Here is an 11,600-nt window from a genome sequence, read left to right as displayed (position 1 = left end):
TCCGGCGGCGCAGGCCGCCGGCTGGAATCGCCAGCGACCTCGGTCGCCGGCATCGCGAAGGGTCGGCGCAAGTCGGCCCTTCGTCGTTTCCGAGTGTGCGAACGTTCTGGCGATTTGTTGGCGCGAGGTGTTGCGGAGGCGTGAAGTCGTCGCTATAATGCGCGGCTCGGCGTTCCTGGGTAGGGCGCCGGTAAGACAGCGAAAAGAGAGGCAGGACGCCGCTCGTGTTCGCAGGACCGGGAAGGTCGCGTCGCATGGAGCACTCAACAGCCCCGGGTTGTTGACGCTGCTCTAGCTGCGCATTATACTTTTCCGTCTGGGCAGGCCGGGTCGACTGGTCTGCCCCAGTTTTTGGGGCGGAGGAATGCCCCCGCCGAGCCGGATGCTCTGCGGTACGACATCAGGAAACAACCGGGGCAGGTATCCCAGAGGCCTTGCCCGTCGCTCTTTTAACGAAGGAACCCACCGTCATGGCGGACCAAAAGATCCGGATTCGGCTGAAGGCGTTCGATCATCGTTTGATCGACCGTTCGGCCAGCGAGATCGTCGAGACGGCCAAGCGGACCGGCGCGCAAGTGCGTGGCCCGATCCCGCTGCCGACCAAGATCGAACGCTACACCATCCTCGTTTCCCCGCACGTCGACAAGGACGCGCGTGACCAGTACGAGACCCGCACGCACAAGCGCGTGCTCGACATCGTCGACCCCAACGACAAGACCGTGGACGCGCTGATGAAGCTCGAGCTCGCGGCTGGCGTCGATGTCCAGATCAAGTTGACCTGAGGACTACGACCATGACGAAGAAGTATTCGTTGGGCTTCGTGGGCCGCAAGGCCGGCATGAGCCGCGTCTTCACCGAAGACGGCCGCTCCATCCCGGTCACCCTGATCGAAGCGACCCCGAACCGCATCACCCAGCTCAAGACCGTCGAAGCCGACGGCTACAGCGCCGTGCAGATCACCGTGGGCGCCCGTCGCGCCGCGCTGGTCAACAAGCCGGCGTCCGGCCATTTCGCCAAGGCGAAGGTCGAAGCGGGTCGCGGCCTGTGGGAGTTCCGCGTCGAGGACGCGCAGCTGGGCGAGTTCGCCGTCGGCGGCGAAATCAAGGCGGACATCTTCGCCGTCGGCCAGAAGGTCGACGTCCAGGGCGTCACCAAGGGTAAGGGCTTCCAGGGCACCATCAAGCGGCACAACTTCCGCATGGGCGATGCCACCCACGGTAACTCGCTGTCGCATCGCGCGCCGGGTTCGCTGGGTCAGCGCCAGACCCCGGGTCGCGTTTTCCCGGGCAAGAAGATGTCCGGCCACATGGGCGCGGTGCAGCAGAGCACGCAGAATCTGGAAGTGGTCAAGGTCGACGTCGAGCGTGGCCTGATCGCCATTCGCGGCGCTGTGCCTGGCGCTGCCGGTGGCGACGTGATCGTGCGTCCGGCTAGCAAGGCATAAGGAGAGATGACGATGGAACTCGTTATCACGGGTAGCAACAACAAGGTCTCGGTCTCCGACGCCGTGTTCGGCCGCGATTTCAGCGAGGATCTGGTTCACCAGGTCGTCGTCGCCTATCGCAACGCCGGCCGCGCCGGCACCAAGGCGCAGAAGACGCGTTCGGAAGTCAACGGCACCACCAAGAAGTCGAAGAAGCAGAAGGGCGGTGGCGCTCGCCACGGCGCGCTGACCGCTCCGATCTTCGTCGGCGGTGGCGTGACCTTCGCGGCCAAGCCGCGCAGCTTCGAGCAGAAGGTCAACCGCAAGATGTACCGCGCGGCCATTTGCGCGATCCTCTCGGAACTGAACCGCCAGGGCCGCCTGATGGTCGTCGACGCGTTCGACGTCGAGGCCAGCAAGACCAAGGGCCTGGTCGAGAAGCTGAAGGGTCTGGAAGTGGGCAAGCGCCCGCTGATCGTGACCGAAGAAGCGTCCGAGCATCTGTACCTGTCCGCCCGCAACCTTCCCTACGTGGAAGTGCGCGACGTGCAGGGCCTGGATCCGGTGTCGCTGGTCGGGGCCGATACGGTCGTGATCACCGCCGATGCGGTCAAGAAGGTCGAGGAGTGGCTGGCATGAGCAGCAACGAAAAAATCTTCAGCGTGCTGCGCGCTCCGCGTGTCTCCGAAAAGACCGCGCGCCTGCAGGAACTCTCCAATCAGTACGTCTTCGAGATTTCGAACGAAGCCACCAAGGCCGATGTCAAGGCCGCGGTCGAGCAGCTGTTCGACGTCAAGGTCGAGTCGGTCAACGTGTTGAACGTCAAGGGCAAGAATAAGTCCTTCCGTTCGCGCAGCGGTCGTCGCGGCGATTGGCGCAAGGCGTACGTGCGTCTGGCCGAAGGCCAGTCCATCGACGTAACGGCCAAGGCCTGAGGTACATCCCATGCCATTGATGAAATTCAAGCCCACCTCCGCAGGCCGTCGTTCGGCCGTGCGCGTGGTCACGCCCGATCTGCACAAGGGCGCCCCGCACGCTGCACTGGTGGAAAAGCAGAGCAAGTCCGGTGGTCGTAACCACCACGGCCGCATCACCACCCGCCACGTCGGCGGTGGCCACAAGCAGCACTACCGCGTCATCGACTTCAAGCGCAACAAGGAAGGTATCCCGGCGCGCGTGGAGCGGATCGAATACGATCCCAACCGCACCGCCCATATCGCCCTGCTGTGCTACGCCGACGGCGAGCGCCGCTACATCATCGCGCCGAAGGGCCTGAAGGCCGGCGACCAAGTGATCGCCGGTTCGGATGCGCCGATCAAGACCGGCAACACCCTGCCGCTGCGCAACATCCCGGTCGGTACCACCGTCCACGGGATCGAGCTGAAGCCGGGCAAGGGCGCGCAGATCGCGCGTGCCGCCGGCGCCGCGGTGCAGCTGGTCGCGCGTGAAGGCATCTACGCCACCCTGCGTCTGCGCTCCGGCGAAATGCGCAAGGTGCCGTCCGAGTGCCGCGCCACCATCGGCGAAGTCGGCAACGACGAGCACAACCTCGAGAAGCTGGGCAAGGCGGGCGCCAAGCGCTGGCGCGGCGTGCGTCCGACCGTTCGCGGTGCGGCCATGAACCCTGTCGACCACCCGCACGGTGGTGGTGAGGCGAAGGCCGGTCAGGGTAATCCGCATCCGGTCACCCCGTGGGGTGTCCCGACCAAGGGTTACAAGACGCGCCATAACAAGCGCACCGAACAATTCATCGTCCGCGATCGTAGGGGCTAATCGACCATGGCACGTTCACTCAAGAAGGGCCCGTTCGTCGATCACCACCTCGTCAAGAAGGTGGAGGCCGCGGCCGGTAGCAAGCGTCCGATCAAGACCTGGTCGCGTCGCTCGATGATCCTGCCGGAGATGGTGGGTTTCACCATCGCCGTGCATAACGGCAAGAACCACGTTCCGGTGCTGGTCAACGAGAACATGGTCGGCCACAAGCTCGGCGAATTTGCCGTCACCCGGACCTTCAAGGGTCACGGTGGCGACAAGAAGTCGGGCCGGTAAGGAGAGATGACGATGGAAGCGAAAGCAATCCTGCGCACCGCGCGCATCTCCCCGCAGAAGGCCCGCCTGGTCGCCGACCAGGTCCGTGGTCTTTCCGCCGAGCGGGCGGTCAACCTGCTGAAGTTCTCGGACAAGAAGGCTGCCCACCTGATCAAGAAGGTGGTGGAGTCGGCGATCGCCAATGCCGAGAACAACCAAGGCGCGGATGTCGACGAGCTGAAGGTCAAGACCATCATGGTTGATGAAGGTCCGACCCTGAAGCGTTTCATGGCGCGGGCGAAAGGCCGCGGTACCCGCATCCTCAAGCGCACCAGCCACATCACTGTGGTTGTGGGCGCCGCCAAGTAAGCGGAAAGGAAAAGACGATGGGTCATAAAGTTCATCCGATCGGAATCCGCCTGGGTATCGCCAAGGACTGGAATTCCAAGTGGTACGCCAACAAGGCCGAGTTCGCCGGTTACCTGGCAGCCGACCTCAAGGTCCGCGAAATGCTGCGCAAGAAGCTGGCGCAGGCGGGCATCAGCAAGATCCTGATCGAGCGTCCGGCCAAGACCGCGCGCGTGACGATCCACACCGCCCGCCCGGGCGTGGTGATCGGCAAGCGCGGTGAGGACATCGAGAAGCTGCGCAAGGAAGTGAGCGAGATGATGGGCGTCCCCGCCCACATCAACGTCACCGAAGTGCGCAAGCCGGAGCTGGATGCGCAGCTGGTCGCCGAGTCGATCGCGCAGCAGCTGGAGCGTCGCATCATGTTCCGCCGCGCGATGAAGCGCTCGGTCGGCAACGCGATGCGCCTGGGTGCCCTGGGCATCAAGGTCAACGTCGCCGGCCGTCTGAACGGTGCGGAAATCGCCCGTTCCGAGTGGTACCGCGAGGGCCGCGTGCCGCTGCACACGTTGCGTGCCGACATCGACTACGGCTTCGCTGAAGCCAAGACGACCTACGGCATCATCGGCATCAAGGTCTGGATCTACAAGGGCGAGATCTTCGATTTCTCCCAGGTTGGCCAGGAAAAGCAGGACGATTCCCCGCGCAACGATCGTAACGATCGCGGCGACCGTGGCGACCGTCCGTCGCGTCCGGCCCGTGAAGCGAGGTAACGGCAATGTTGCAACCCAAGCGAACCAAATACCGCAAGATGCACAAGGGTCGTAACGACGGCCTGGCGTGGAGCGGAAACGCCGTCAGCTTCGGCGAGTACGGGCTGAAGGCCACGGCGCACGGTCAGCTGACCGCGCGCCAGATCGAAGCGGCGCGCCGCTCGATCAGCCGCTACGTCAAGCGCGGCGGCAAGATGTGGATCCGCGTGTTCCCGGACAAGCCGATCACCAAGAAGCCGATCGAAGTGCGAATGGGCTCCGGTAAGGGTAACGTCGAGTACTGGGTCGCGCAGATCCAGCCCGGTCGCATGATCTATGAAATCGAAGGCGTCGGCGAAGATGTCGCGCGCGAGGCGTTCCGCCTGGCCGCTGCCAAGCTTTCGGTGACCACCACCTTCGTGACCCGGACGGTACGCTGATGGATATCAAACAACTCCGCGAGAAGTCGGCCGACGATCTGAAGGCCCACCTGACCGATCTGCGCAAGGAGCAGTTCGCCCTGCGCATGCAGCAGGTCACCGGGCAGCTGCCGAAGACTCACGAAACCCGCCGGGTGCGCCGCGAGATCGCTCGCGTCAAGCACCTGCTCGGCAGCACGAAGTAAGGATGGCCGCGATGAGCGACAATAACGAAAGCAAGACGCTGCGCACGGTCGAAGGCCGTGTGGTCAGCAACAAGATGGACAAGACCGTCACCGTGCTGGTGGAGCGTCAGGTCAAGCATGCGCTGTACGGCAAGTACATCAAGCGCTCGACCAAGCTCCACGCCCACGACGCCGACAACGCCTGCAACGAAGGCGATGTCGTGCGCGTGACCGAGATTGCGCCGATGTCCAAGACCAAGAACTGGCGGGTGGTGGAAATCGTCACCCGCGCGGCCGAATAAGGGAGATCTGAATCATGATCCAGATGCAGAGCTACCTCGACGTCGCCGACAATTCCGGCGCCAAGGAAGTGATGTGCATCAAGGTGCTCGGCGGCTCCAAGCGCCGCTACGCGCACATTGGCGACATCATCAAGGTCACCGTCAAGGATGCGATCCCGCGCGGCAAGGTCAAGAAGGGCGAAGTCTACGACGCCGTCGTCGTGCGTACCCGCAAGGGTGTGCGTCGTCCGGACGGTTCGTTGATCCGCTTCGACGGCAACGCCGCGGTGTTGCTCAACAACAAGCAGGAGCCGATCGGCACGCGCATCTTCGGGCCTGTGACCCGCGAGCTGCGGTCCGAGAAGTTCATGAAGATCGTCTCGCTCGCTCCCGAAGTGCTGTGAGCGGAGGACATACACATGGCTAACCGTATCAAGAAGGGCGACCAGGTCGTCGTCACCACCGGCAAGGACAAGGGCAAGCAGGGCGAAGTCGTCCGCGTCGACGGCGACCGCGTGGTCGTCTCCAACGCGAACATCGTCAAGCGCCACACCAAGCCGAACCCGCAGGCGGGCGTCGCCGGCGGCGTGGTCGAGCGCGAAGCGTCGATCCATATTTCCAACGTGGCGATCGTCAACCCGGCGACGGGCAAGGGCGACCGCGTTGGCTTCAAGGTGCTGGAGGATGGACGCAAACTGCGTGTGTTCCGCTCCAGCGGTGAGGCGCTCGACGCCTGAGGAATGACACAATGACTTCCCGTCTCGAAAAGATCTACAAGGAAGAAGTGGTACCGGCTCTGATGAAGAAGTTCGGTTACACCAATCCGATGGAAGTGCCGAAGCTGGTCAAGGTCACGCTGAACATGGGCGTGGGCGAGGCGGCGACGAACAAGAAGATCCTGGAAAACGCCGTTGCCGACATGGCCAAGGTCTCCGGCCAGAAGCCGGTGGTGACCAAGTCGCGCATCTCGGTGGCCTCGTTCAAGATCCGCGATGGTTGGCCGATCGGCTGCAAGACCACGCTGCGTCGCGCCAAGATGTACGAGTTCCTGGACCGCCTGATCAACATCTCGCTGCCGCGCGTGCGCGACTTCCGTGGTGTCTCGGGTCGTTCGTTCGACGGCCGCGGCAACTTCAACATGGGCGTGAAGGAGCAGATCATCTTCCCGGAAATCGACTTCGACGCCGTCGACGCGATCCGCGGTATGGATATCGCCATCACCACCACCGCCAAGACCGACGCCGAAGCCAAGGCGCTGCTCGAAGCGTTCAAGTTCCCGTTCCGTAACTGATTGACGCCGGGATTCGGGATTCGGGATTCGGGATGGAAGGGCGTCAGGCCCGCCACCCCGGGTTCCGCAGATCTCAAATCCCCAATCTCGAATCCCGAGGATTTACAGATGGCAAAGACCTCCATGGTCAACCGCGACATCAAGCGCAAGAAGCTGGCGAAGAAGTTCGCCGACAAGCGTGATGCGCTGAAGAAGATCATCGCCTCCGGCACCGCCTCGTACGACGAGAAGGCCGAGGCCGTGACCAAGCTGCAGAAGCTGCCGCGCGATTCGTCGCCGAGCCGCCAGCGCACCCGTTGCGAACTGTCCGGCCGCCCGCGTGGCGTGTACGGCAAGTTCGGCCTGGGCCGCAACATGCTGCGCAAGGCGACCATGAACGGCGACGTTCCGGGCCTGCGCAAGGCCAGCTGGTAATGCCAGCGGCGCCGGTCCTGTTCGCGGGGCCGGGCAGGGCGGTCTAGCCGCCCGCGTGTCGTTCAGACAACGAGTCCGACGCAAGTCGGACTTTTTGTCGTATACTCCCGCTCCTTGCCTCACGGCAGGGACGGGTATGGCAGCCGCCGCGGGTTCCTCCGGCGGTTGCGCGCTTCACCCCCTGCGTCATTCCACCGCTCCACCACACAAGATTTTCGCGAAAGCGGATATCGGTGCACTCAAAGGTAGACACCATGAGCATGACTGATCCCATCGCCGACCTGCTGGTTCGCATCAAGAATGCGGCCGCGGTTGGCAAGCCGACGGTGAAGATGCCGTCCTCCAAGATCAAGGTTGCGATCGCGGAAGTGCTGAAGGCCGAAGGCTACATCAGCGATCTGCGCGTCAACGCGATCGAGAACAACAAGTCCGAACTGGAAATCGTGCTGAAGTATTTCGAGGGCCGTCCGGTCATCGATACGCTCAAGCGCGTTTCGCGTTCGGGTCTGCGCCAGTATCGCGGCAAGACCGAGCTGCCGAAGGTTCTCGGCGGTCTGGGCGTTGCCATCATTTCCACGTCCAAGGGCATCATGACCGATGCGCAGGCCCGTCAGGCCGGCGTCGGTGGCGAAGTCCTGTGCTTCGTGGCCTAAGGGAAGGAGTACTCACATGTCCCGCGTAGCCAAGAAGCCGATCTCCCTCCCGAAGGGCGTCGAACTCACCGTCCAGGCCGATCAGGTCAGCGTCAAGGGCCCGAAGGGCACCCTGTCGCTGCCGAAGCCGGCCGGCGTCGAAATCAAGCAGGAAAACGGTGTCGCCACGCTTTCGGCGAACGATCCGTCGCACATCGCCATCACCGGCACCGTTCGCGCCATCCTGGCGAACATGGTGCAGGGCGTGTCCGCGGGCTTCGAGCGCAAGCTTGAGCTGGTGGGCGTCGGCTACCGTGCCACGATGCAGGGCAAGGACCTGAGCCTGGCGCTCGGTTTCTCGCACCCGATCGTGTTCAGCGCGCCGGAAGGCATCACCCTGGCCGCTCCGACCCAGACCGAGATCCTGGTGCAGGGCGCCGACAAGCAGCGCGTCGGCGAAGTCGCCGCCAAGATCCGCGGTTTCCGTCCGCCGGAGCCCTACAAGGGCAAGGGTGTGAAGTACGCCGGTGAAGCCATCATTCGCAAGGAAGCCAAGAAGGCCTAAGGCAGGTCCTTCTGCGAGGAGCCCGGCCATCCATGGCCGGACTCTCCACTGCAAAAGCCTGTTCCCCTTCAGCTTTCCTAGGACACATACCATGAGCATCAACAAGAACATCGCCCGCCTGCGTCGCGCCAAGTCGACCCGCGCCCACATCCGCGAGCTCGGCGTCGCCCGCCTGTCGGTGCTGCGCACCGGCCAGCACCTGTACGCGCAGGTCTTCACCGCCGACGGCTCCAAGGTCCTCGCCGCGGCGAACACCCTGCAGGCCGACGTCAAGGACGGCCTGAAGAACGGCAAGAACAGCGACGCCGCCGCCAAGGTGGGCAAGCTGATCGCCGAGCGCGCCAAGGCCGCGGGCGTCGAGAAGGTCGCCTTCGACCGCTCGGGCTACCGCTACCACGGCCGCATCAAGGCGCTGGCCGACGCCGCGCGCGAAGGCGGCCTGCAGTTCTGATCCTTGCGGCCGCGGCGATGCCGCGTCCGTCCCGCCGATGCGGGCTGCATCGGACCTTGGCGCGCCTTCTGCGCGCGTCCGGGGAACACGGCTCCAGATCACAACCACAAGCGGCAACGAAGCCGTAAATCTTTTCCTCTATCAAGGACATCACAATGGCTGAAGAACAGCGTGCACCGCGGGGTCGTGATCGCGACCGCAACCGCGAAGAGAAAGTCGACGACGGCATGATCGAGAAGCTGGTCGCGGTCAACCGCGTCAGCAAGACGGTCAAGGGCGGTCGCCAGTTCACCTTCACCGCGCTGACCGTGGTCGGCGACGGCAACGGCAAGATCGGCTTCGGTTACGGCAAGGCGCGCGAAGTGCCGGTCGCGATCCAGAAGTCGATGGAGTATGCGCGCAAGGGCATGCTCAACATCGATCTGAACAACGGCACCCTGTGGCACCCGGTGAAGTCCGGCCACGGCGCGGCGCGCGTGTTCATGATGCCGGCCTCGGAAGGTACCGGCGTGATCGCCGGCGGTGCGATGCGCGCCGTGCTGGAAGCGGTGGGCGTGAAGAACGTGCTGGCCAAGGCCGTCGGTTCGCGCAACCCGATCAACCTGGTGCGCGCCACCCTGCGCGGCCTGGAAGACATGCAGTCGCCGGCCCGCATCGCGGCCAAGCGCGGCAAGAAGGTGGAGGATCTGACCCATGGCTAATGAATCCACCAAGACCGTCAAGGTGCGCCTGGTGCGCGGCCTGCGTGGTACCCAGTCGCGTCACCGCCTGTCGGTGCGTGCCCTGGGCCTGAACAAGCTCAACGATGTGCGCGAACTGAAGGACAGCCCGCAAGTGCGCGGCCTGATCAACAAGGTTCAGTACCTCGTCCAGGTTGAGGAGTAATCGACCATGACTTTGCATCTGAATGATCTGAAGCCCGCGCCGGGCGCGCGTACCGAGCGCACCCGCGTCGGTCGCGGCATCGGTTCCGGCCTCGGCAAGACCGCTGGCCGCGGCCACAAGGGTTCGTTCGCGCGCAAGGGCGGCGGCAAGATCAAGGCTGGCTTCGAAGGCGGCCAGACCCCCATGCAGCGCCGTCTGCCGAAGATCGGCTTCCGTTCGAAGATGGCCAAGGACACCGCCGAAGTGCTGTCCTACCAGCTCGACAACCTGCCGGCTGGCGAGATCGATTTCGCTGCGTTGCGCGCCGCGAAGCTGGTCCCGAGCACCGCGAAGAAGGCCAAGGTGGTCCTGAAGGGCGAACTGACCAAGAAGTTCGTGCTGAAGGGCGTTGCGGCGACCGCCGGTGCCAAGGCGGCAATCGAAGCTGCCGGCGGCAGCGTGCAGGAGTAACACGCAGATGGCGCAGGCTGGCATGGGTAACCTCGGCGGCGGGCTCGGCAAGTTCACGGAACTTCGCCAGCGCCTGTTGTTCGTTCTCGGCGCATTGATCGTCTATCGCATCGGCTGCTACGTGCCGGTGCCGGGCGTCAATCCCGAAGCCATGCTTGCGTTGATGCAGGCGCAGGGCGGCGGCATCGTGGACATGTTCAACATGTTCTCAGGCGGCGCCCTGCACCGTTTCAGCATCTTCGCGCTGAACGTGATGCCGTACATCTCGGCATCGATCGTGATCCAGCTGGCCACGCACATCTTTCCGTCGCTGAAGGCGATGCAGAAGGAAGGCGAGTCGGGCCGGCGCAAGATCACCCAGTATTCGCGCATCGGCGCGGTGCTGCTGGCGGTGGTGCAGGGCGGCAGTATCGCCTTGGCGCTGCAGAACCAGACCGCACCGGGCGGCGCGCCGGTCGTCTACGCCCCCGGCATGGGCTTCGTGCTCACCGCGGTGATCGCGTTGACCGCTGGCACCATCTTCCTGATGTGGGTCGGCGAGCAGGTGACCGAGCGCGGCATCGGCAACGGCGTCTCGCTGATCATCTTCGCCGGCATCGTCGCCGGCCTGCCGGCGGCGGCGATCCAGACCGTGGAAGCCTACCGCGACGGCAACATGAGCTTCATCTCGCTTTTGCTGATCGTCCTGACCATCCTCGCCTTCACCCTGTTCGTGGTGTTCGTCGAGCGCGGGCAGCGACGGATCACGGTGAACTACGCGCGCCGCCAGGGCGGTCGCAACGCGTACATGAACCAGACCTCGTTCCTGCCGCTGAAGCTCAACATGGCCGGCGTGATTCCGCCGATCTTCGCCTCGAGCATCCTCGCCTTCCCGGCGACGCTGTCGATGTGGTCGGGCCAGGCCGCCTCCAACAGCACGTTCGGTATGTGGCTGCAGCGCATCGCCAACGCGCTGGGCCCGGGCGAGCCGGTGCACATGATCGTGTTCGCCTCGCTGATCATCGGCTTCGCGTTCTTCTATACCGCGCTGGTGTTCAACTCGCAGGAAACCGCGGACAACCTGAAGAAGTCCGGCGCGCTGATTCCGGGCATCCGTCCGGGCAAGGCCACCGCCGACTATGTCGACGGCGTGCTGACCCGCCTGACCGCGGCCGGCTCGGTGTACCTGGTGATCGTGTGCCTGCTGCCGGAAGTGATGCGTGCCCAGCTCGGCACCTCGTTCCACTTCGGCGGCACCTCGCTGCTGATCGCGGTCGTGGTGGTCATGGACTTCATCGCGCAGATCCAGGCGCACCTGATGTCGCACCAGTACGAAAGCCTGTTGAAGAAGGCCAACCTCAAGGGCGGCTCGCGCGGCGGCGGTTTTGCCCGCGGTTGATTGCTATACTGTTTGAATCCTTCCGCGAAGACGCCCCCGGCACCCGGGCGCAGTCTTCCGACTTGAAGGGCGGCCCGTGCAGCGGTCTCGTGCGCGGG

The 11,600-nt window shown here is 64.2% G+C and carries 22 protein-coding genes; all 22 read left to right on the top strand.

Annotated elements, in window-relative coordinates; translation table 11 throughout:
- Positions 1–470 precede the first annotated feature (470 nt).
- The 22 genes from rpsJ to secY all read left to right on the top strand — a co-directional run bounded on the left by rpsJ (position 471) and on the right by secY (position 11,502).
- Entirely contained in the window at positions 471–782 is a 312-nt protein-coding gene (rpsJ, locus tag CEK69_RS19345; RefSeq protein ID WP_010341589.1) for a 30S ribosomal protein S10, read from the top strand.
- Positions 783–793: 11 nt separating this feature from the next.
- Complete coding sequence (gene rplC / locus CEK69_RS19340; RefSeq protein WP_010341590.1) at positions 794–1,444, top strand: 50S ribosomal protein L3; 651 nt, start codon at positions 794–796, stop codon at positions 1,442–1,444.
- Positions 1,445–1,456: 12 nt separating this feature from the next.
- A complete protein-coding gene (gene rplD / locus CEK69_RS19335; protein WP_010341591.1) occupies positions 1,457–2,062 on the top strand; it encodes a 50S ribosomal protein L4 in 606 nt (201 codons plus the stop codon).
- Positions 2,059–2,358, top strand: a complete 300-nt coding sequence (rplW, locus tag CEK69_RS19330) for a 50S ribosomal protein L23 (protein WP_010341592.1) — start codon at positions 2,059–2,061, stop codon at positions 2,356–2,358. The genes rplD and rplW overlap by 4 nt, the downstream gene beginning before the upstream one ends.
- A 10-nt stretch (positions 2,359–2,368) precedes the next feature.
- Positions 2,369–3,196 carry a 50S ribosomal protein L2 gene (rplB, locus tag CEK69_RS19325; protein ID WP_010341593.1) on the top strand — a complete coding sequence of 276 codons (828 nt, stop codon included), beginning with the start codon at positions 2,369–2,371 and terminating at the stop codon, positions 3,194–3,196.
- Positions 3,197–3,202: 6 nt separating this feature from the next.
- Positions 3,203–3,472 (top strand): 30S ribosomal protein S19, encoded by a 270-nt coding sequence (rpsS, locus tag CEK69_RS19320; RefSeq protein WP_010341594.1) that lies wholly within the window; start codon positions 3,203–3,205, stop codon positions 3,470–3,472.
- A gap of 12 nt (positions 3,473–3,484) precedes the next feature.
- Positions 3,485–3,820 carry a 50S ribosomal protein L22 gene (gene rplV / locus CEK69_RS19315; RefSeq protein ID WP_003470663.1) on the top strand — a complete coding sequence of 112 codons (336 nt, stop codon included), beginning with the start codon at positions 3,485–3,487 and terminating at the stop codon, positions 3,818–3,820.
- Positions 3,821–3,837: 17 nt separating this feature from the next.
- Positions 3,838–4,572 (top strand): 30S ribosomal protein S3, encoded by a 735-nt coding sequence (rpsC, locus tag CEK69_RS19310; protein ID WP_010341595.1) that lies wholly within the window; start codon positions 3,838–3,840, stop codon positions 4,570–4,572.
- Positions 4,573–4,577: 5 nt separating this feature from the next.
- On the top strand, positions 4,578–4,991 hold the full coding sequence (gene rplP, locus CEK69_RS19305; RefSeq protein WP_003470657.1) for a 50S ribosomal protein L16: 414 nt from the start codon (positions 4,578–4,580) through the stop codon (positions 4,989–4,991).
- Positions 4,991–5,176, top strand: a complete 186-nt coding sequence (rpmC, locus tag CEK69_RS19300) for a 50S ribosomal protein L29 (RefSeq protein WP_010341597.1) — start codon at positions 4,991–4,993, stop codon at positions 5,174–5,176. The genes rplP and rpmC overlap by 1 nt, the downstream gene beginning before the upstream one ends.
- A gap of 11 nt (positions 5,177–5,187) precedes the next feature.
- The gene (gene rpsQ / locus CEK69_RS19295) at positions 5,188–5,457 is read left to right on the top strand and encodes a 30S ribosomal protein S17 (protein ID WP_010341599.1); all 270 of its coding nucleotides are present in this window, start codon (positions 5,188–5,190) and stop codon (positions 5,455–5,457) included.
- 14 nt (positions 5,458–5,471) lie between these two features.
- Entirely contained in the window at positions 5,472–5,840 is a 369-nt protein-coding gene (gene rplN, locus CEK69_RS19290; RefSeq protein WP_003486699.1) for a 50S ribosomal protein L14, read from the top strand.
- Positions 5,841–5,855: 15 nt separating this feature from the next.
- On the top strand, positions 5,856–6,173 hold the full coding sequence (rplX, locus tag CEK69_RS19285) for a 50S ribosomal protein L24 (protein ID WP_043093029.1): 318 nt from the start codon (positions 5,856–5,858) through the stop codon (positions 6,171–6,173).
- 11 nt (positions 6,174–6,184) lie between these two features.
- Positions 6,185–6,727: a 50S ribosomal protein L5 gene (gene rplE / locus CEK69_RS19280; protein ID WP_010341606.1), complete on the top strand. Its 543-nt coding sequence runs from the start codon at positions 6,185–6,187 to the stop codon at positions 6,725–6,727.
- A 108-nt stretch (positions 6,728–6,835) separates the two neighbouring features.
- Positions 6,836–7,141, top strand: coding sequence for a 30S ribosomal protein S14 (gene rpsN / locus CEK69_RS19275; protein WP_010341607.1), 306 nt, complete (start codon positions 6,836–6,838; stop codon positions 7,139–7,141).
- 254 nt (positions 7,142–7,395) lie between these two features.
- Positions 7,396–7,794 (top strand): 30S ribosomal protein S8, encoded by a 399-nt coding sequence (rpsH, locus tag CEK69_RS19265; RefSeq protein ID WP_010340446.1) that lies wholly within the window; start codon positions 7,396–7,398, stop codon positions 7,792–7,794.
- 16 nt (positions 7,795–7,810) lie between these two features.
- Complete coding sequence (rplF, locus tag CEK69_RS19260; RefSeq protein WP_017908703.1) at positions 7,811–8,338, top strand: 50S ribosomal protein L6; 528 nt, start codon at positions 7,811–7,813, stop codon at positions 8,336–8,338.
- 91 nt (positions 8,339–8,429) lie between these two features.
- Entirely contained in the window at positions 8,430–8,789 is a 360-nt protein-coding gene (gene rplR / locus CEK69_RS19255) for a 50S ribosomal protein L18 (RefSeq protein WP_010340448.1), read from the top strand.
- A 155-nt stretch (positions 8,790–8,944) separates the two neighbouring features.
- Positions 8,945–9,490: a 30S ribosomal protein S5 gene (gene rpsE / locus CEK69_RS19250; protein WP_010340449.1), complete on the top strand. Its 546-nt coding sequence runs from the start codon at positions 8,945–8,947 to the stop codon at positions 9,488–9,490.
- On the top strand, positions 9,483–9,674 hold the full coding sequence (rpmD, locus tag CEK69_RS19245) for a 50S ribosomal protein L30 (RefSeq protein ID WP_010340450.1): 192 nt from the start codon (positions 9,483–9,485) through the stop codon (positions 9,672–9,674). Before rpsE ends, rpmD begins: the two co-directional genes overlap by 8 nt.
- Before the next feature lie 6 nt (positions 9,675–9,680).
- The gene (rplO, locus tag CEK69_RS19240) at positions 9,681–10,124 is read left to right on the top strand and encodes a 50S ribosomal protein L15 (protein ID WP_010340451.1); all 444 of its coding nucleotides are present in this window, start codon (positions 9,681–9,683) and stop codon (positions 10,122–10,124) included.
- Positions 10,125–10,131: 7 nt separating this feature from the next.
- Entirely contained in the window at positions 10,132–11,502 is a 1,371-nt protein-coding gene (secY, locus tag CEK69_RS19235) for a preprotein translocase subunit SecY (protein ID WP_150410920.1), read from the top strand.
- Positions 11,503–11,600: the final 98 nt, after the last annotated feature.

It is taken from the genome of Xanthomonas sp. LMG 12462, from assembly GCF_009192885.1.
Classification (GTDB): domain Bacteria; phylum Pseudomonadota; class Gammaproteobacteria; order Xanthomonadales; family Xanthomonadaceae; genus Xanthomonas_A; species Xanthomonas_A sontii.
The sequence above is the reverse complement of the archived record's forward strand: the minus strand, read 5'-3'. Positions and strand labels throughout refer to the sequence as shown.

Excerpts from the sequence above, each read along its gene's own strand:
- rpsN (WP_010341607.1), top strand. The coding sequence starts at position 6,836 with ATGGCAAAGACCTCCATGGTCAACCGCGACATCAAGCGCAAGAAGCTG.
- rpmD (WP_010340450.1), top strand. The coding sequence starts at position 9,483 with ATGGCTAATGAATCCACCAAGACCGTCAAGGTGCGCCTGGTGCGCGGC.
- rplW (WP_010341592.1), top strand. The coding sequence starts at position 2,059 with ATGAGCAGCAACGAAAAAATCTTCAGCGTGCTGCGCGCTCCGCGTGTC.
- rpsH (WP_010340446.1), top strand. The coding sequence starts at position 7,396 with ATGAGCATGACTGATCCCATCGCCGACCTGCTGGTTCGCATCAAGAAT.
- rplR (WP_010340448.1), top strand. The coding sequence starts at position 8,430 with ATGAGCATCAACAAGAACATCGCCCGCCTGCGTCGCGCCAAGTCGACC.
- rplX (WP_043093029.1), top strand. The coding sequence starts at position 5,856 with ATGGCTAACCGTATCAAGAAGGGCGACCAGGTCGTCGTCACCACCGGC.
- rpsC (WP_010341595.1), top strand. The coding sequence starts at position 3,838 with ATGGGTCATAAAGTTCATCCGATCGGAATCCGCCTGGGTATCGCCAAG.
- rpsQ (WP_010341599.1), top strand. The coding sequence starts at position 5,188 with ATGAGCGACAATAACGAAAGCAAGACGCTGCGCACGGTCGAAGGCCGT.
- rplC (WP_010341590.1), top strand. The coding sequence starts at position 794 with ATGACGAAGAAGTATTCGTTGGGCTTCGTGGGCCGCAAGGCCGGCATG.
- rpmC (WP_010341597.1), top strand. The coding sequence starts at position 4,991 with ATGGATATCAAACAACTCCGCGAGAAGTCGGCCGACGATCTGAAGGCC.
- rpsE (WP_010340449.1), top strand. The coding sequence starts at position 8,945 with ATGGCTGAAGAACAGCGTGCACCGCGGGGTCGTGATCGCGACCGCAAC.
- secY (WP_150410920.1), top strand. The coding sequence starts at position 10,132 with ATGGCGCAGGCTGGCATGGGTAACCTCGGCGGCGGGCTCGGCAAGTTC.
- rplP (WP_003470657.1), top strand. The coding sequence starts at position 4,578 with ATGTTGCAACCCAAGCGAACCAAATACCGCAAGATGCACAAGGGTCGT.
- rplN (WP_003486699.1), top strand. The coding sequence starts at position 5,472 with ATGATCCAGATGCAGAGCTACCTCGACGTCGCCGACAATTCCGGCGCC.
- rplV (WP_003470663.1), top strand. The coding sequence starts at position 3,485 with ATGGAAGCGAAAGCAATCCTGCGCACCGCGCGCATCTCCCCGCAGAAG.
- rpsJ (WP_010341589.1), top strand. The coding sequence starts at position 471 with ATGGCGGACCAAAAGATCCGGATTCGGCTGAAGGCGTTCGATCATCGT.
- rplF (WP_017908703.1), top strand. The coding sequence starts at position 7,811 with ATGTCCCGCGTAGCCAAGAAGCCGATCTCCCTCCCGAAGGGCGTCGAA.
- rplE (WP_010341606.1), top strand. The coding sequence starts at position 6,185 with ATGACTTCCCGTCTCGAAAAGATCTACAAGGAAGAAGTGGTACCGGCT.
- rplB (WP_010341593.1), top strand. The coding sequence starts at position 2,369 with ATGCCATTGATGAAATTCAAGCCCACCTCCGCAGGCCGTCGTTCGGCC.
- rpsS (WP_010341594.1), top strand. The coding sequence starts at position 3,203 with ATGGCACGTTCACTCAAGAAGGGCCCGTTCGTCGATCACCACCTCGTC.
- rplD (WP_010341591.1), top strand. The coding sequence starts at position 1,457 with ATGGAACTCGTTATCACGGGTAGCAACAACAAGGTCTCGGTCTCCGAC.
- rplO (WP_010340451.1), top strand. The coding sequence starts at position 9,681 with ATGACTTTGCATCTGAATGATCTGAAGCCCGCGCCGGGCGCGCGTACC.